This is a genomic window from Methylobacterium sp. Leaf118, from assembly GCF_920984675.1.
Taxonomy (GTDB): domain Bacteria; phylum Pseudomonadota; class Alphaproteobacteria; order Rhizobiales; family Beijerinckiaceae; genus Methylobacterium.
This window is the reverse complement of the sequence record NZ_CAKLBV010000081.1, coordinates 1-17,295: the sequence shown is the minus strand read 5'-3', so window position 1 is coordinate 17,295 and position 17,295 is coordinate 1. Positions and strand designations below refer to the sequence as shown.

The window sequence follows — 17,295 nt, the reverse complement described above, 5'->3', positions numbered from 1 at the left end:
CGCGCCCGCCTGCCGCTCCGGCACGACGCCGGTGCCCGACCATGCCGCCCGGCTCGCCGAGGCCCTGGCGCCGTTCGCCGCCCTCGGACTCTCGGTCCATGTCTCGGGCTGCGCCAAGGGCTGCGCCCATCCGGGCCCCGCCGACCTGACCCTGGTGGCCCGCGACGGGGCCTACGACATCGTGCTGGCGGGCCCGCCCTCCGGCGAGCCGGCCACGCAACTCGCTTTCGAGGTGGCGCTGGACCGGATAAGGAAGGCCGCCGCGGCCGGGCTCCCGGCGCTGGATCGGGTGTTTCGGGACAACGTGAGATGAGTGCGCGCCACGACTACATCCGCGACGGCGGCGCGATCTACGCCCGCTCCTTCGCGATGATCCGGGCCGAATCCGACCTCGCGCGCTGGTCCGGCGCGGCCGAGCGGGTCGTGGTGCGGATGATCCACGCCTGCGGCATGACCGACCTGCCCGGCGATGTCGCGATGTCGGAGGATTTCGCCGCGGCCGGCGAGGCGGCGCTGAAAGCCGGCGCCCCGATCCTGTGCGACGTGCGCATGGTCGCCGACGGCGTCACCCGCGCCCGCCTGCCGGCCGGCAATGCGGTGGTCTGCACCCTCGGCGACCCGCGGGTGCCGGACCTCGCCAAGACCCTGGGCACCACCCGCTCGGCCGCCGCGATGGAATTGTGGCGCGCGCACCTGCCCGGCAGCGTGGTCGCGGTCGGCAACGCCCCCACCGCCCTGTTCCGCCTGCTCGAACTCCTCGACGAGGGGATCGCACCTCCGGCGGCCGTCATCGGCATCCCCGTAGGCTTCGTCGGCGCGGCGGAGTCAAAGGAGGCGCTGGCCCGTGACGGCCGGGTGCCCTTCGTCGTGGTCCATGGCCGCCGCGGCGGCAGCGCCATGACGGCGGCCGCCGTCAACGCGCTCGCATGCGAGGTCGAGTGATGGAGGGGAGCCCGCACATCGATGCGCCCGCCGCGCCTGAGGGCGATCCCCTCGTCCGCCAGGAGACCGGCACGCTGTTCGGCGTCGGCATGGGGCCGGGCGATCCCGGCCTGCTCACCGTGAAGGCGATGCGCGTGCTGGAGCGTGCGCCGGTGCTCGTCCATTTCTGCAAGCGGGGCAAGCGCGGCAACGCCCGCACCATCGCCGACGCGGTGATCCGCGATGCCGCCCGCGAGGTCCCGCTGGCCTATCCCTACACCACCGAACTCGCGCCCGATCACCCGGACTACGTGGCCGCGCTCGCCGCGTTCTACGACGAGGCCGCCGGGCGGCTCGCCGACCATCTCGGCGCGGGCCGCGACGTGGCGATCCTCTCGGAGGGCGATCCGTTCTTCTACGGCTCGTTCATGCATCTGTGGCGGCGCCTGAAGGACCGCTTCCCCGTCGAGGTGATCCCCGGGGTCACCGGCATGTCGGGCTGCTGGACCCGGGCCGGCACGCCGATCACTTGGGGCGACGACGTGCTGACGATCCTGCCCGCGACGCTGCCCCGCGCCGCCCTCCTCGACCGGCTGCGCGGCACCGACGCCGCGGTCATCATGAAGCTCGGCCGCCACCTGCCGAAGGTGCGCGCGGTGCTCGCCGAGACCGGCCTCCTCGACCGCGCCGTCTATGTCGAGCGCGGCACCATGGCGGGCGAGCGGGTCGTGCCGCTGGCCCAGAAGCCCGACGATTCGGCGCCCTATTTCTCGATGGTGCTGGTGCCCGGCGAAGGCCGGAGGCCGTGAGCGCCGGGCCGGCGCGCGGCAGCGTCACGGTCGTCGGCCTCGGCCCCGGAGACCCGCGCCTCCTCACCGAATCCGCCCGCGCGGCGCTGGACGCCGCGCAGGATCTGATCGGCTACCAGCCCTATGTCGCCCGCGTGCCCGAGCGCGCAGGGCTGGCGCGCCACGCCAGCGACAACCGGGTCGAACTCGACCGCGCCCGCCACGCCCTCGACCTCGCCCTGTCCGGCCGCCGGGTCGCGGTGGTGTCGGGGGGCGATCCCGGTGTCTTCGCCATGGCGGCGGCGGTGTTCGAGGCCGTCGAACACGGCCCCCGGGAATGGCGCGACCTCGACATCCGGGTCGAGCCCGGCATCACCGCGATGCTCGCCGCCGCCGCCCGGCTCGGCGCGCCGCTCGGGGGCGATTTCTGCGCGCTCTCCCTCTCGGACAACCTCAAGCCCTGGACGGTCGTGAGCGCGCGGCTCGAGGCGGTGTTCCGCGCCGGTTTCGCGGTTGCCCTCTACAACCCGATCTCGTCCGCCCGGCCGTGGCAGCTCGGACAGGCGCTGGCGCTCGCCGCCGAGATCCTGCCCGCGGTCACCCCGGTGATCTTCGCCCGCGCCGTGAGCCGACCCGACGAATCGGTCCGCGTCCTCACCCTGACGGAGGCCCGCACCGCGCCCGCTGACATGGCCACGATGATCCTGATCGGAACGCCGACGACCCGGCTGATCGAGCGAGAGGGGCAGACGCCGTTCGTCTACACACCCCGCAGCGTGGCCGGCTGAGGCGCGGCGTTATCGGTACATATGCCTACGATAGGAAATAATGGATTGACAGCGCGACGCTCCTGAGGTACAACACCTCCACGCTCAAGAAGTGTGAATGGAGACCCGGCGATGGCGCCCCGCTCCACACCGCTCGTCGCGCCGTCGCACAAGCCCCAACCACCTCGGAAGAAGCCTCCCGTCACCGCCAAGCGGTTGCGGGCGCGGCTGCTGACGCATGTGGCGCGGCAGATCGACCGGCTGGATGCCGTCCTCGATGCGGCGGAGCCGTCCGCCGGGCTCGATTCCGGAAAGGTGCTCCGGGATCTCGTCGGACTCAAGCACCTGCTCGATGAACTGATGGTCGGAAACGGAGGCGGGGATGGCGCAAGCGGTCCCCCTCTCGATGTCGTGGCGCTCCGCGCGGATATCGCGCGCCGCTATGCGGCATTCGCGGCGGACGAGCCGGACGACGGCGTTTTTGTCCCATCTGCCGCCGAAACACCTGCGCCTCCTGGCGGATGACTGGCTGCACAATGCCCGGTCCGACCAGCTTCCGCCGCCCGGCGCCTGGACGACCTGGGCGGTGATCGGGGGGCGCGGTTCGGGCAAGACCCGGACCGGCGCCGAATGGGTGCGGGGCCTCGCCTGGGGCGATCCGGTCTTCACCGACGCGCCGGTCGGGCGCATCGCGTTGATCGGCGAGACCTTCGCCGATGTGCGTGACGTGATGATCGAGGGGCCGTCCGGCCTCCTCGCCCTGCCGGCCCTCGGACAGGCGCGGCCGGTCTGGCAGCCGTCGCGGCGGCGCCTCACCTTCGACAACGGCGCGGTGGCGCTCGCCTTCTCCGCGGAGGAGCCGGATTCGCTGCGGGGCCCGCAATTCGGCGCCGCCTGGTCCGACGAGGTCGCCAAGTGGCAGGGCGGCGAGGCCGCCTACGACATGATCCAGTTCGGGCTGCGGCTCGGCGCCCAGCCGCGCGGCCTCGTCACGACGACGCCGCGGCCGGTGCCGCTGATCCGGCGCCTGCTCGCCGATCCGCGCACCGTCGTCACCCGCTCGCGCACCGCCGACAATGCCGGGAACCTGAGCGCCCGCTTCCTCGACGAGGTGGTCGGGCGCTATGCCGGGACGCGGCTCGGGCGGCAGGAACTCGACGGCGAACTCATCGAGGATCGGCCGGACGCGCTCTGGACCCGCGACGGGCTCGAGCGCGTCCGGGTCGCGGCGGCGCCGGTCCTGGTGCGGATCGCGGTCGCGGTGGATCCGCCCGCCTCGTCGCGGGCCGGGGCGGATGCCTGCGGGATCGTGGCGGCGGGGTTGGCGGCCGACGGCACGGCCTTCGTCCTCGCCGATGCGACCCTGCACCGGGAGACGCCCGCCGCCTGGGCCCAGGCCGCGCTCGCGCTCTACCACCGGCTGGAGGCGGATGCCCTCGTCGCCGAGGTGAACCAGGGCGGCGAGATGGTGACCGCCGTGCTGGCCGAGGCCGATCCCGATGTTCCGGTGCGTCCGGTGCGGGCGACCCGGGGGAAGCGGCTGCGGGCGGAGCCGGTCTCGCTGCTCTATGCGCAGGGCCGTGTGCGCCATGTCGGGCCGTTGCCCGCGCTGGAAGACGAGATGTGCGATTTCGGCGCCGGCGGCCTGTCGAACGGCGCCTCGCCGGATCGCCTCGACGCGTTGGTCTGGGCGCTCACGTATCTGATGCTGGCGCCGCGCTCGGAGCCGCGGGTCCGGCCCCTGTGATCGCAACAGGGTTAATTTCACGTGAAACATTTGCGGAGCGCGTCGCCATGCCCAGCCTGTTCACGCGTCTCGCCCGCGCCGCCGGCTACGTGCCGGCCACCAAGGCGAGCGCCGCCATCGCCCTCTATGGCGAGGCGCGTGCGGTGTGGACGCCGCGGGATTACGCGGCCCTCGCCCGCGAGGGATTTCAACGGAACGCCGTCGTCCACCGGGCCGTGCGGCTGGTGGCGGAGGCCGCCGCCACCCTGCCGCTGACGCTGGCCGGAGCCGACGATGCCCACCCGCTGATCGATCTGCTGACGCGCCCGAATCCCCGTGAAGGTGGCGCCGGCTTCCTCGACCGGGTCTACGGACATCTGCTCGTCTCGGGCAACGCCTATCTGGAGGCGGTCGAGGTCGAGGGACGCCCCGGGAATTGTTCTGCCTGCGCCCCGACCGGATGCGGGTGCTGGCCGGGCCCGACGGCTGGCCAACGGGCTACGCCTACAGCGTCGGCGGGCGCACGATCCGCTACGAGCAGGCCGGTGCTCTGCCGCCGATCCTGCACTTGACCCTGTTCAACCCGCTCGACGACCATTACGGCCTCTCGCCGATGGAGGCGGCGGCGGTGCCGCTCGACATCCACAACGCGGCGGGCGCCTGGAACAAGGCCCTGCTCGACAACGCCGCGCGCCCCTCCGGCGCCCTGGTCTTCGCGCCGGCTTCGGGTGCTTCGCTCAGTGACGCGCAGTTCACCCGCCTCAAGGCGGAACTGGAGACGAGCTATCAGGGCGCGGGCAATGCCGGCCGCCCGCTGCTCCTCGATGGCGGGCTCGATTGGCGCCCGCTTGCGCTCTCACCCAAGGAGATGGACTTCGTCGAGGCGAAGGCGGCCGCCGCCCGCGAGATCGCGCTCGCCTTCGGCGTGCCGCCGCTCCTGCTGGGCCTGCCCGGCGACAACACCCACGCCAACTACGCCGAGGCCAACCGCGCCTTCTACCGGCAGACGGTGATCCCGCTGGTGCGTCGCACCGCGGATTCCCTCGCCCGCTGGCTGGAGCCGGCCTTCGGCCCGGCCCGGCTGGAACCCGACCTCGACGGCATCGAGGCGCTGGCGATGGAGCGGGAATCGCTGTGGCGCCGGGTGCAGGCGGCCGATTTCCTGTCGGTGGCCGAGAAGCGCGCAGCGGTCGGCTATCCCAACCCGGTCCCGGGGACCGGGGCCTGAGGCCCCGGCGGGTTCCAGGCGGAGCCCGCCTCTTCTTTCCTTCCGAGGTTTCGATGGATGGCCATTTCACCGGCTACGCCAGCCTGTTCGGCGTGCCCGATCTCGGTCGCGACACCGTCGCGCCGGGCGCTTTCGCGGCGAGCCTCGCCCGGCGGGGGGGCGTGCGGATGCTCTGGCAGCACGATCCGGCCGAGCCGATCGGGACATGGCTCTCACTCGCCGAGGACGCTCGGGGCCTGCGCGTCGCCGGCCGGCTCAATCTCGCGGTTCAGCGGGCCCGCGAGATCGACGCGCTCCTGCGCGACCACGCCCTCGACGGGCTGTCGATCGGGTTTCGCGTGGTGCGCGCCGTGCCGGAGCGCGGCGGGCGGCGGCTGCTGGCCATCGACCTGTGGGAGGTCTCGCTCGTGACCTTCCCGCTCCAGCCCGAGGCCCGCATCGCCCGCGCCTTCCAGCCGCGCCTGACCGCGCGAATGCCCCGCCTGTCCGCGCCGGCCCCGAGCCGCCTGACTCCGAGTCGCCTGGCCCCGAGTCGCCTGGCCCCGAGTCGCCTGGCCCCGAGTCGCCTGGCCCCGAGTCGCCTGACCCCGAGCCGCCTGACCCCGAGTCGTCTGGCTCTGAGCCACTTGGCCCCGGCTGCCCGCCCCTGACCGCCCTTCACCACCGAGAGGACGCCATGACCGAGACCCGTTTCGAGACCAAGGCCCCGTCGAGCCTGCCCGAGAACAAGGCCGCCCTGATGGGCGCCGACCCTGTCATTGAGGAGTTTTCCCGCGCCTTCGAGGCCTTCAAGGAGACCAACGACGCCCGGCTCGCCGAGCTCGAAGGACGGTTCGGTGCCGATGTGGTGACCGAGGAGAAGCTCGCCCGGATCGACGTGGCCCTCGATCAGGCGAAGTCCCGCCTCGACCGGATCAGCCTCGACCGGGCCCGGCCGCCCCTGGGCCACCCGGAGGTGCCGCGGGACGCGTCCGCCACCGAGCACAAGGCGGCGTTCGACCTCTACGTCAGGGCCGGCGAGAGCGCGGGACTGAAGCGGCTGGAGGAGAAGGCGCTCTCGGCGGGCTCCGGACCCGACGGCGGCTACTTGGTGCCCTCGACCCTCGAGCGCGAGGTGCTGCGCCGCTTGGCCGAGATCTCGCCGATCCGCGCGCTTGCCACGGTGCGGGTGGTCTCGGGCGGGCAGTACAAGCGGGCGGTCAGCGTCAGTGGCCCGGCCTCCGGCTGGGTCGCCGAGACGGCGGCGCGGCCGCAGACCGACGCGCCGAGCCTGTCGGAGCTGAGCTTTCCGGCGATGGAGCTCTACGCCATGCCGGCGGCGACCCAGACGCTGCTCGACGACGCGGTGCTCGACATCGATGCGTGGCTCGCCGAGGAGGTCGAGGCGGCGTTTGCCGAGCAGGAGAGCGTGGCCTTCGTCACCGGCAACGGCGTCGCCCGGCCGAAGGGCTTCCTCGCCTACGACACGGTCGCGAACGCCGCCTGGGTTCCAGGCAAGCTCGGCTTTGTCGCCACGGGCGCGGCGGGTGCCTTCCCGGCGAACGACCCGACCGACATCCTGTTCGACCTGATCTACGCGCTGCGGGCCGGCTACCGGCAGGGGGCGAGCTTCGTGATGAACCGGCGCGTCCAGAGCGCGATCCGCAAGTTCAAGGACGCCGACGGTCATTACCTCTGGCAGCCGCCGCTCGCCGCCGACCGCGCCGCGACCCTGATGGGGTTTCCCGTGGCCGAGGCCGAGGCGATGCCCGATCTCGCCGCGGGCAGCCTCTCGATCGCCTTCGGGGATTTCCGCCGCGGCTATCTCGTGGTGGACCGCGCGGGCCTCAGGACCCTGCGCGACCCGTATTCCGCCAAGCCCTACGTGCTGTTCTACACCACCAAGCGCGTCGGCGGCGGCGTGCAGGACTTCGACGCGATCAAGCTGCTGAAGTTCGCCTGATCCTCAGCGCGCCGAGCGCCGTCCGGGCCGGGCGACCCAGCGGGTCTCGCCGGCCTGGGCGGCGACGTCGGCCGGGAGGGCCTCCATCTCGGCGGCGCGGTTGGAGATCCAGCTCGTGTGCTCGGCGGTCGGCGTCACGGCGGTGAAGCCGCCGCAGGCCGTGCGGGCCCGCCGGTCCTGGCGCATGGCACCGCTCGACCAACTCACCACGCCGACCATCTGGCCGCCGCGCAGGATCGGGCCGCCGGAATCGCCGAGGCAGGCGCCCGCGCCCGCGGTCTGGGCGAGACGGCGGGCATCGGTCACCACGGTGACGCGGTTGGCGACCTGGAGCGAGCCGATCGAGACCAGGTTCGCGGTGCGCAGCGTCCGGGCGGTGCCGCGGCGGTTCTCGGCCAGGACGCCGTATCCGGCGATGTTGACGGCATCCCCGGTGGTGATGGCGCCGTTGCGGGGGTCGAGCGGGCGGAAGCCGGCGCCGACCGGGCGCTCCAGCTTCAGCATGGCCAGATCGATGCCGGGCTGCTCTTCCGGGGTCGTGCCGGGCACGAAATCGGGATGCATGGAGGCCGCCACCACCCGCAGCCGGCGCTGGCGGAAATCGGGATCGACCACGAATACGGTGTAGCTCGTCCGGCGCATCACGCAGTGGGCGGCGGTCAGAACGAGATCCTGGGCGATCAGCGTGCCGGAGCAGATCTCGCCCTGGTTGCTCTCGATGCGCACCACGGAGGCGCGCAAGCCCCCGGGGTCGCGGCTGGTCTGCCCCTCGACCACGGCCTGGGCCGAGAGGGGAACCAGCCCCAGCAGGGCTCCGAGCAGACAGGCACGCAGGGGGCTCGAAGCCATCGCGATTCTCCGAAGGTCCGGACGCTTCCGAAGCCGGACGCACCGACCGTATCCGAACGCAATTCGGCGGCCAAGGTCCGGTTCCCGAGGGATGAATGCGCAAACGATCCCCGAGGGCCGCGCTGTCCCGCCTCACCAGCGCGCGGCGGCGCCCCAACCGGAGAGGGTGCGGTCGATCCAATCGCGCTGCGGCCCGAGCAGGATGCCCTGGGTCAGGCCGCCGCACGCGTCCTTGACCCAGGCGGCGAGTGCCACGACCGCGCCGCCCTCGAGGATCGGGCCGCCGGAATCGCCGTTGCAGCCACCGGCCCCCCGGGCCTGCAGCCAGACCAGGATGCGGCTCGGCCCGTAGGGCTCGACCACGCCGAGCGTCGCGCCGCGGTAGCGGCCGATCGAGCGCCGGTCGCTCGCCCGGGCGGCGCCGTAGCCGGCGAGCGTCAGGGCGGCGCCCGCCCGCGGCATCGCCGGGCTCAGGCTCGCCGGCGCGAACCGGGCCGGGAGGGGGGCGCGGGTGCGCAGCAGGGCGAGGTCGATCGAGCGGGTACGTCCGCGGATCGCGTCGTCGTCGTAGGCCGGATGCAGGGCTCGGACGGCGACGTCGGCGAGCACGGGCTGCCCGGCCTCGTCCCGGTAATGGACGCGGTTCTCCGCGGCGCCCGCCACGCAATGCCCCGCGGTCAGGACCGCATCGGGGGCGAGGACGACGCCGGTGCAGACGCCCCCGCCGGAGGTCAGCACCATCACGGCGGAGCGCGCGCCCGGCAGGTCCGCCCCCTCGCGCCCGCCGACGATGGCCTGGGCCGGGCTCGCCACGAGGGCGAGCGCCGCGGCGGCCGCGCGCAGGCTGCGACGCGGACCCGCGAGGCGGGGAAGCGGGGTCGGCGCGCGCATGGTCGACGATCAATTCACGGGAGGACGGCATGACTCCGATACGCGTCGCCGATCTCGGCGTCGAGCCGGTGAGCCTCGCGGCCATGCGGGCCTATCTGCGCCTCGGCTCCGACGAGAGCGCGGAGGACACCCTGGTCGCGGCCCTCGTCACCGCCGCCCGCGGCGCGGTCGAGACGGCCTCCCGGCGCCTCCTGCGCCCGGCCCGCTTTCAGGTGGTCCTGACCGCCTGGCCGGCGGACGGGGTGCTGCCGCTGCCCCTGAGCCCCCTCGTCGCGGTGGAGCGGGTGAGCCTCGCCGCGGCGGACGGGGTCTTGAGCGCGATCGATCCGGGCCCGATCCGCCTCGGTCCCGATCCGTGGGACGCGCCCTGCCTGCGGTTCGGACCCGACCTGCCGGCACTCGACGGCCGCTCTGCGCTCGTCGAGGTGATCGCCGGGAGCGGCGGCGACGGCCCGGTGGCGCCGGAGCCGCTGCTCCAGGCCCTGCGCCTGACGGTGGCGGACTGGTTCGAGAACCGGGGCGACGACCCCGGCGCGCCCCGCCTCCTGCCGCCCGCCGCCGCGGGCCTCGCGACCGCCTGCCGGCGGATGCGGCTCTAGGACGAATCTCGACCTTCGGAGATCCCGCGATGGCCCGATCCGCGACACCCCGTGCGCCCCTGGGGGCGCGGCGGCGACGCCTCGTGCTCGAACGGCTGGTGGAGGAGCCCGACGGCTTCGGCGGCCGGCTGCGCCGCTACGTCGCCGGGCCGACCCTCTGGGGGGCCCTGGAGCCCCTGGGGAGCGCCGCCGCGCCCCGGGGCGGGCGCCCTGAGCGGGCCGGGCTCTACCGGGTCAGCCTGCGCTTTCGGCCCGATGTCACCCCCGCCATGCGGTTCGCCGACGGGGTGCGCCGCTTCCCCATCCGTGCCGCCGACGATCCCGACGGCGCGGGCCGCGACCTCGTCTGCGAGGTCGAGGAGATCGTCGAGGAAGCCCTGCCGTGACGGCCCCGCTCAGTCCGCTCCTGGCCCTGCGCGCCGGAATTCTCGCCCGTCTCGCGGGCGACCCTGCGCTGTCCGTCCTGATGGGCGGAGGGGTGCGGCTCTACGACGAGCCGCCGCGCGGGGCCGCCCCGGTCTACGCCCTGTTCGGCGACGGCGAGGTCCGCGACGATTCCGTCGCGGGCGCCCGCCGCCACCGCCACGCCCTGGCGCTGATCGTCTTCGCCAAGCCCGGCTCGGTCCGCAGCGCGTTCGACGCCGCCGAGCGCATCGGCGCGCTCCTCGACGACGCCGACCTCCCCCTCGACGGCCACGCTCTCGTTCTCCTGCGCCTGCGCAGCCTCGCCGTCCTCCGCGACGAGCGCTCGGGCGAGGCCCGCGCCACCCTTCACCTCGAGGCGGTGACCGAGGTCGCGCCCGCGGCCTGACGCCCGTTCCCCCGCGACGCCACCAGGAGCCGATCATGAGTGCACAGAAGGGCAAGGATCTGCTGATCCGCATCGGCGACGGCGCGAACGGCTTCGTCGCCGTGGCCGGGTTGCGCACCCGGCAACTCGCCTTCAACGCCGAGACCGTGGACGTGACCAACGCCGACTCGGCCGGGCGCTGGCGCGAACTCCTCGACGGGGCCGGCATGCGCCGCGCCTCCGTCGCCGGAGCCGGCGTCTTCCGCGACGAGGCCTCCGACGCGCGCCTGCGGCAGATGTTCTTCGACGGCACGATTGACCGCTTCCAGATCGTGGTGCCGGCCTTCGGCACGATCGAGGGCCCGTTCCAGATCACCAGCCTCGAATACCGCGGCGACCATGCGGGCGAGGTGACCTACGACCTGGCGCTCGATTCCGCGGGCGCCGTGAGCTTCACCGCGGCGTGAGGGGCGGGCGATGGCCAATCGCAGACGGGGCGAGGTGCCGCTGGCGCTCGGGGGAGAGCGCTACACCCTCTGCTTCACCCTCGGCGCCCTCGCCGAGCTGGAGGACGCCCTCGCGGCCGGCAGCCTCGACGGCCTCGCCGAACGGTTCGAGCGCGGGCGCTTGAGCGCCCATGACCTCGTCGCGCTCCTCGGCGCGGCCCTGCGCGGGGGCGGGCATGCGCTCGATGACGAGGCGGTGGCCCGCCTGCCGCTCGCCGGCGGCCTGCCCGCCGTCGTCGCCGCGCTCGGCGAGGCGCTGACCGCGGCGTTCGGGGACGGGCCGGCGCCGGGCCCTTAAATCCCACGGGAGGGACGGCGCCGGAGACCCCACTCTCCGCCTTTCCGTGGGACGCGGTGCTCGCGCTCGGCCTGTCCACCCTGCGCTGGCGCCCGCGCGATCTCTGGGCCGCCACGCCCCGCGAGATCGCCGCCGCCGCGGGCCTGCGGGCCGGGCCGGGCGCGGCGCTCGACCGCGCCGCCTTCGACCAGTTGCTCCTCGCCTATCCCGATCCGGAGATCCCTCGATGACCGGCCGCGAGATCGACCGCAGCACCGCCGAGCGCGTCCGGCAGCTCGAAACCCTCGACCGGCTCGCCCAGAAATTCGGCCAGAGCCTGTCCTCGGCCTTCCACCAGAACCTCCAGACCGGGCGCCAGCTCGACGGGCTGCTCGGCACCTTGGCCACCAAGCTCGCCGGCGTGGCCGCCAAGGCGGCGCTCGAACCGGTGCGGGCGGGGGTGAAAGGCCTCGTCGACAGCCTTCTGAGCCCGGGAAGCGGGGGCGCAACCGCCTTCGCCCGTGGCGCCGTGCTCGACGGGCGCGGACCGGGCGCGGCCGCCCGGGTGCGGCCCTTCGCGGCCGGCGGCGTGGTGGCCGCACCGACCTATTTTCCGCTCACCGGCGGGAGCGGCGATCTCGGCCTGATGGGCGAGGCCGGCCCCGAGGCGATCCTGCCGCTCCGGCGCGGCAGCGACGGCAGGCTCGGCGTCGCCGCGGGAGGCACCGAGCGGCCCGTCAGCGTCACCGTCAACATCGCGACCCCCGACATCGAGGGTTTCCGCCGCTCCGAAGCCCAGGTCGCCGCCCGCCTCGCCCGGGCCGTGGCCCGGGGCCGGCGCGCCCTGTGAGGATCCTTCCGCGGACGGGGCCGAGCGTCGATCGCGCCTCCGGCGCGTGGCGAAGCGTCACCGCCTCGCCATCGCGGCGGCCGGGGCCGGGCCGTCGTCGCGCGCCCGCCCCGTCGCCTTTCGGAGAGCCCGTGCCATGCCGTCCGACTTCCACGAGGTGCGCTTCCCCCTTGACGTGGCCCTGCGCGGCGGCGGCGGTCCGGTCCGGCGCACCGAGATCGTCACGCTCGCCTCGGGCCGGGAGCACCGCAACAGCCGCTGGGCGGATTCGCGCCGCCGCTACGATGCCGGGCTCGGCATCCGCACGCTGGATGCGCTCCACGCGGTGCTGATCTTCTTCGAGGAGCGGCGCGGGCGCCTCTACGGGTTCCGCTACCGCGACCGGGTCGATCACCGCTCGGGCCCGCCCTCGCGGGCGGTGGCGCCGACCGATCAGCCCCTCGGCCTCGGCGACGGGACCGCCCGCGTCTTCGCCCTCGCCAAGACCTATGGGGCGGGGCCGCTGCCCTGGCGCCGCACCATCGCCAAGCCGGTGGTCGGCTCCGTGCGGATCGCCGTCGACGGCATCGAGGTCGCGGGGGGGCAGGCGACCTGCGATGCCGCGACCGGGCTCGTCACCTTCGTCCCCGGCGCCACGCCGCCCCCCGGGGCGGCGATCACCGCCGGCTTCGAGTTCGACGTGCCGGTCCGCTTCGACACCGACGAATTGTCGATCGACCTCGCGGCCTTCACGGCCGGCGAGGTGCCGCGGATTCCCCTCGTCGAGATCGTGCCCTGACGCGGACCACGACGCGCTCGCTGCCCCCGATCCGCCCGCGCGGCGGGCGCCGTCCGCCGGGCGCAGGGGCGCCGACACGCAGCCTAGCTCCCCATCTCGAAAGGAGGCGTCACCGATGCGCGAGATTCCGGCCGCCCTCGCCGCCCGCCTCGGCGAGGGGGCGAGCACCCTGTGCCGCTGCTGGTCCCTGCGCCGCCGCGACGGCGGGGTGCTCGGCTTCACCGACCATGACCGCGACCTCGTCATCGGTGGGGTGACCTACGCCGCCCTGTCCGGGCTGGAGGCGGCGGAGGCCTCGGCCGAGCTCGGCTTCGCCGTCGGCGGCGGCGAGGTGGCGGGCGCCTTGACCTCCGCCGGCCTCACCGAGGCGGATGTGGCGGCTGGCCTCTATGACGGGGCCGGGGTCGAGACCTGGCTGGTCGATTGGGCGGCGCCGGACGCGCGCCTGCTCCTCGACGTGGCGAGCCTCGGCGAGATCCGCCGGGCCGGCGGCGCCTTCGTGGCCGAGTTGCGCGGGCTGATGCACCAGCTCGACGCGCCGACCGGCCGCAGCTTCCGCGCGGCCTGCGACGCCGATCTCGGCGACGGGCGCTGCCGCATCGACCTCGGCGATCCGCGTTACCGGACTCAGGGGACGGTGGCGGCCGTCCGCGCGCCCGGCCGGCTCGCCGTCACGCTGGCGGGTGCCTTCGCCCCGGGCTGGTTCGCCGCCGGGCGCCTCACCTGGACCGGGGGCGCCGGCGCCGGTGCCTCGGGCGATCTGCGCGGCGAGACCCGCGAGGGCGAGGCCGTGATCCTCGACCTCTGGGAGCCGCCGCCCTGGCCCGTGGCGCCCGGCGACGCCTTCACCCTCACGGCGGGCTGCGACAAGCGGTTCGCGACCTGCCGCGATCGGTTCGCCAACGCGATCAACTTCCAGGGCTTCCCGCACATGCCGGGCAACGACTTCGTCCTGCGCGCGGTCGCGGGCGAGGCCGCCCGGCGCGACGGGTCCAGCCTGTTCCGGTGAGGGAAGCCGCCATGGACGGGATCGTCGCGGAACGGATCGTCGCGGAGGCGCGCCGCTGGATCGGCACGCCCTATCGCCACCAAGCCTCGCTCCGGGGCGTCGGCTGCGACTGCCTCGGTCTGCTGCGGGGCGTCTGGCGCGCCCTGCACGGGACCGAGCCGGAAACGCCTCCGCCCTACGCGGCGTCCTGGGCCGAATCCGCTGCCCCGGGCGAGGACCCGATGGTGGCCGCGGCCCGGCGCCATCTCGTGCCGGTTCCCGTGCCGCGGCCGGACTACCGGCCCCGCCCCGGCGACGTGCTGCTCTTCGCCTTCCGCGCCCATTTGCCGGCAAAGCACTGCGCCATCGCCACCGGCGAGGCGGCGATGATCCACGCCCATGACGGGGCGGCGGTCACCGAGGTCGCCCTGACGCCCTGGTGGCGACGCCACCTCGTCCACGCCTTCCGCTTTCCCGGCGCCGACTGACCCCGCCTCGACCGGAGGAACCGCCATGACGACCCTCGTCCTCCAGACCGCCGGCGAGGCGGTCGGCAGTGCGCTCGGCGGACCCATCGGCGGCATGATCGGGCGCGTCGTCGGTGCGGCGGGCGGGGCCGGGCTCGACGATGCCCTGTTCGGGGGCGCGGGCGGGGCCCGGGTGGTCGAGGGGCCGCGCCTGTCGGATCTGGCGGGGCTGACCTCCACCGAGGGCGCGCCGGTGCCGCGGGTCTATGGGCGGGCGCGCCTGGGCGGGACCCTGATCTGGGCGACGCGGCCGCTCGAGATCGCCAACACCACCGTGGAGCGCACCCCCTCCGGCGCGAAGGGCGGCGGGGGCGGGCGGCGGACGGTGCGGACCAGCTACAGCTACGAGGCCAATCTCGCGGTCGGCCTGTGCGCCGGCGCGATCGCCTTGGTGCGCCGGATCTGGGCCGACGGGACCGAGCTCGACCTGACGACCCTCACCCTCCGCGTCCATACCGGCGGCGCGACGCAGGCGCCCGATCCGCTCATCGTCGCCAAGGAGGGGGCGGCGGACGCCCCGGCCTATCGCGGCCTCGCCTATGTGGTCTTCGAGCGCCTGCCGCTCGCGGCCTTCGGCAACCGCGTCCCTCAATTCGCCTTCGAGGTGATCCGCCCCGTGGACGGGCTGGCCCGGCGCATCCGCGCCGTGTGCCTGATCCCGGGCTCGACCGAGTTCGGCCTCGATCCGCTGCCGGTGAGCGAGGATGCGGGGTTCGGCGCCACGCGGCCGGCGAACCGGTTTCAGCTCCAGGGGGCGAGCGACGTGATCGCCTCCCTCGACGCCCTGCAGGCGCTGTGCCCCGATCTCGCCCGGGTCTCGGTGGTGACGAGCTGGTTCGGGGACGATCTGCGGGCCGGGCATTGCACGCTCACCCCGCGGGTCGATGCCCCCGCGAAGGCGACGACGGGCGCGGTCTGGGCGGTGGCCGGCCGCGACCGGGCGACGGCTTCGGCCGTCTCCCAGTCGGGCGGGACGGCGGCCTTCGGCGGCTCGCCCTCGGATGCCGGCCTGACCCGCCTCGTCGCCGATCTCGCCCGCCGCGGCCTCGCGACCGTGCTCTACCCCTTCGTGATGATGGACGTGCCGGCCGGCAATGCCCTGCCGGACCCGCGCGATCCCGGGGCGACTCAGCCGCCCTATCCCTGGCGCGGGCGCATCACCTGCCACCCCGCCCCCGGCGTGGCGGGCAGCCCCGACGGGAGCGCGGCGGCGGCCGATCAGGTCGCCGCCTTCTTCGAAGGCCCGCAGGGCTACCGCGCCATGATCCTGCACTATGCCGATCTCGCCGCAGGCTGGGCGGCGGCCGGCTCGCCGCTCGCCGGTTTCGTGATCGGCAGTGAATTTGCCAGCCTCACCCGGGTGCGGGGGCCGGACGGGCGCTACCCGGCGGTGGAGCAGTTCCAGGCGCTGGCCGCGGCGGTGCGCAGCCGGCTCGGCGGCGGCACCGCCCTCGTCTACGCCGCCGACTGGACCGAGTACGGCGCCCATGTGCGTGACGGCGGCGCCCAGCTGCGCTTCCCCCTCGATCCGCTGTTTGCCGACCCGGCCATCGACGCGGTCGGGATCGACTATTATCCGCCGCTCTCCGACTGGCGCGACGGGCCGGACCACCGCGACGCGGGGGAGGCCCCCGACCTCTACGACCGCGCCTATCTCGGACACCGTCTCGGCGCGGGCGAGGCCTTCGACTGGTACTACGCGACGCCCGAGGACCGCGCCGGGCAGGTGCGGACCCCGATCACCGATGGCGCCTACGGCAAGCCCTGGATCTACCGGGCCAAGGATCTCGTGGCGTGGTGGTCGAACCCGCATGTCGAGCGCGCCGACGGGGTCGAGACCGGCCCGACCATGTGGACGCCCTGCTCCAAGCCGATCTGGCTCACCGAGATCGGGATCCCGGCGGTCGATCGCGGCACCAACGGGCCCAATGTCTTCCCCGACCCGAAATCCGCCGAGAGCGCGGCCCCGCCCTTCTCCCGCGGCACCCGCGACGACCTGATCCAGGCCCGCGGCCTGGGGGCCATCCTGGCGCGCTTCGATCCGGCGGCGCCCGGCTTTGAGCCGGCTCATAATCCGGTCTCGCCGCTCTATGGTGGCCGGATGATCGCCCCCGAGACCGTGTTCGTCTGGGCCTGGGACGCGCGCCCCTTCCCGGCCTTCCCGGATTTCCGCGCGGTCTGGTCGGATGCCGGGAACTGGGGGCTCGGCCATTGGATCACCGGTCGCATCGAGGGGCTCGAACTCGACCGGCTGATCGCCGCCATCCTGGCCGATCTCGGCATCGACGCCCCCACCGCCATCGCGGCCGACGGCTTCCTCGACGGCTACGTCCTCGACCGCCCGCTCTCGGCCCGCGAGGCCCTCGAACCGCTCGCCCGCCTCTACGGCCTCGACGTGTCCGTCTCCGCCGGCACCCTGCGGGTGCGGGGCGTCCGCGGCGGCCGGCCGCTCGCCCTCGATGCCGACGATCTCGTGCCCGCCGAGGGCGAGGCGGCGCCGCTGCGCCGCGTGCGGGCCGAGGAGAGCGCATTGCCGCGCACCGTTGAGATCGGCTTCACCGACGGCGAGAGCCCGGATTACCGCCGCGCCACGGCCGCGGCGTCGCGGCCCTTCGGTCCCCGGCGCCGGGAGATGCGGATCGAGGCCGCCGTGGTGACCCGGCGCGACGCGGCCCAGGGCCTCGCCGAGGCGCTCCTCGACACGGCGCTCACCGGGCGGGAGACCGCCGCCTTCGGCTTGAGCCCGCGCCGGATCGACCTCGAGCCCGGCGACCGGGTGATCCTGCCGGGGGGCGCCCTGCACCGGATCGCCCGGATCGACGATTCGCCCGCCGGCCGCCGGTTCGAGACGCAGGCGGTGCCCGTCGC

Annotated in this window: 18 protein-coding genes and 4 pseudogenes; 20 read left to right on the top strand and 2 right to left on the bottom strand. The window is 74.5% G+C overall.

What is annotated here, in order from left to right:
• The 9 genes and pseudogenes from LW587_RS21795 to LW587_RS21755 form a co-directional block, all read left to right on the top strand.
• Window positions 1-313 (top strand): annotated as a pseudogene (locus tag LW587_RS21795) (precorrin-3B synthase); the annotation flags it as partial.
• Complete coding sequence (locus LW587_RS21790) at window positions 310-942, top strand: precorrin-8X methylmutase (RefSeq protein ID WP_232631685.1); 633 nt, start codon at window positions 310-312, stop codon at window positions 940-942. The pseudogene LW587_RS21795 and the gene LW587_RS21790, both read left to right, overlap by 4 nt.
• Window positions 942-1,730, top strand: coding sequence for a precorrin-2 C(20)-methyltransferase (locus LW587_RS21785; RefSeq protein ID WP_232631684.1), 789 nt, complete (start codon window positions 942-944; stop codon window positions 1,728-1,730). Before LW587_RS21790 ends, LW587_RS21785 begins: the two co-directional genes overlap by 1 nt.
• Window positions 1,727-2,497 (top strand): precorrin-3B C(17)-methyltransferase, encoded by a 771-nt coding sequence (gene cobJ, locus LW587_RS21780; protein WP_232631683.1) that lies wholly within the window; start codon window positions 1,727-1,729, stop codon window positions 2,495-2,497. Before LW587_RS21785 ends, cobJ begins: the two co-directional genes overlap by 4 nt.
• A 111-nt stretch (window positions 2,498-2,608) precedes the next feature.
• Window positions 2,609-3,001 (top strand): hypothetical protein, encoded by a 393-nt coding sequence (locus LW587_RS21775; protein WP_232631682.1) that lies wholly within the window; start codon window positions 2,609-2,611, stop codon window positions 2,999-3,001.
• Window positions 2,919-4,223 carry a DNA-packaging protein gene (locus LW587_RS21770; protein WP_232631681.1) on the top strand — a complete coding sequence of 435 codons (1,305 nt, stop codon included), beginning with the start codon at window positions 2,919-2,921 and terminating at the stop codon, window positions 4,221-4,223. The genes LW587_RS21775 and LW587_RS21770 overlap by 83 nt, the downstream gene beginning before the upstream one ends.
• A gap of 47 nt (window positions 4,224-4,270) precedes the next feature.
• Window positions 4,271-5,430, top strand: a pseudogene (locus tag LW587_RS21765) (phage portal protein).
• A gap of 53 nt (window positions 5,431-5,483) precedes the next feature.
• Window positions 5,484-5,930, top strand: a pseudogene (locus tag LW587_RS21760) (HK97 family phage prohead protease); the annotation flags it as partial.
• 176 nt (window positions 5,931-6,106) lie between these two features.
• Window positions 6,107-7,372, top strand: coding sequence for a phage major capsid protein (locus LW587_RS21755; protein ID WP_232631679.1), 1,266 nt, complete (start codon window positions 6,107-6,109; stop codon window positions 7,370-7,372).
• Window positions 7,373-7,375: 3 nt separating this feature from the next.
• Here the strand turns inward: LW587_RS21755 and LW587_RS21750 are convergent, their stop codons facing one another.
• Together LW587_RS21750 and LW587_RS21745 are read right to left on the bottom strand one after the other, a co-directional pair.
• Window positions 7,376-8,221: a S1 family peptidase gene (locus tag LW587_RS21750; RefSeq protein ID WP_232631678.1), complete on the bottom strand. Its 846-nt coding sequence runs from the start codon at window positions 8,219-8,221 to the stop codon at window positions 7,376-7,378.
• A gap of 132 nt (window positions 8,222-8,353) precedes the next feature.
• Window positions 8,354-9,112 carry a S1 family peptidase gene (locus LW587_RS21745; protein WP_232631677.1) on the bottom strand — a complete coding sequence of 253 codons (759 nt, stop codon included), beginning with the start codon at window positions 9,110-9,112 and terminating at the stop codon, window positions 8,354-8,356.
• Between the two features lie 29 nt (window positions 9,113-9,141).
• Between LW587_RS21745 and LW587_RS21740 the strand changes: the two genes are divergently transcribed.
• The 11 genes and pseudogenes from LW587_RS21740 to LW587_RS21690 all read left to right on the top strand — a co-directional run.
• Entirely contained in the window at window positions 9,142-9,711 is a 570-nt protein-coding gene (locus LW587_RS21740; RefSeq protein ID WP_232631676.1) for a head-tail connector protein, read from the top strand.
• Between the two features lie 29 nt (window positions 9,712-9,740).
• Window positions 9,741-10,097 carry a head-tail adaptor protein gene (locus tag LW587_RS21735; protein WP_232631675.1) on the top strand — a complete coding sequence of 119 codons (357 nt, stop codon included), beginning with the start codon at window positions 9,741-9,743 and terminating at the stop codon, window positions 10,095-10,097.
• Complete coding sequence (locus LW587_RS21730) at window positions 10,094-10,522, top strand: DUF3168 domain-containing protein (protein WP_232631674.1); 429 nt, start codon at window positions 10,094-10,096, stop codon at window positions 10,520-10,522. The genes LW587_RS21735 and LW587_RS21730 overlap by 4 nt, the downstream gene beginning before the upstream one ends.
• 35 nt (window positions 10,523-10,557) lie before the next feature.
• A complete protein-coding gene (locus LW587_RS21725) occupies window positions 10,558-10,968 on the top strand; it encodes a phage major tail protein, TP901-1 family (protein ID WP_232631673.1) in 411 nt (136 codons plus the stop codon).
• Between the two features lie 10 nt (window positions 10,969-10,978).
• Window positions 10,979-11,305, top strand: a complete 327-nt coding sequence (locus LW587_RS21720; RefSeq protein ID WP_232631672.1) for a gene transfer agent family protein — start codon at window positions 10,979-10,981, stop codon at window positions 11,303-11,305.
• Window positions 11,306-11,358: 53 nt separating this feature from the next.
• Window positions 11,359-11,535, top strand: a pseudogene (locus LW587_RS21715) (phage tail assembly chaperone); the annotation flags it as partial.
• Entirely contained in the window at window positions 11,532-12,134 is a 603-nt protein-coding gene (locus LW587_RS21710; RefSeq protein ID WP_232631670.1) for a phage tail tape measure protein, read from the top strand. The pseudogene LW587_RS21715 and the gene LW587_RS21710, both read left to right, overlap by 4 nt.
• A gap of 136 nt (window positions 12,135-12,270) precedes the next feature.
• A complete protein-coding gene (locus tag LW587_RS21705; protein ID WP_232631669.1) occupies window positions 12,271-12,912 on the top strand; it encodes a DUF2460 domain-containing protein in 642 nt (213 codons plus the stop codon).
• A gap of 115 nt (window positions 12,913-13,027) precedes the next feature.
• Entirely contained in the window at window positions 13,028-13,921 is an 894-nt protein-coding gene (locus LW587_RS21700; protein ID WP_232631668.1) for a DUF2163 domain-containing protein, read from the top strand.
• 11 nt (window positions 13,922-13,932) lie between these two features.
• Entirely contained in the window at window positions 13,933-14,388 is a 456-nt protein-coding gene (locus tag LW587_RS21695) for an NlpC/P60 family protein (protein WP_232631667.1), read from the top strand.
• 25 nt (window positions 14,389-14,413) lie between these two features.
• The coding region (locus tag LW587_RS21690) for a baseplate multidomain protein megatron (RefSeq protein ID WP_232631666.1) at window positions 14,414-17,295 on the top strand (2,882 nt) is incomplete at its 3' end.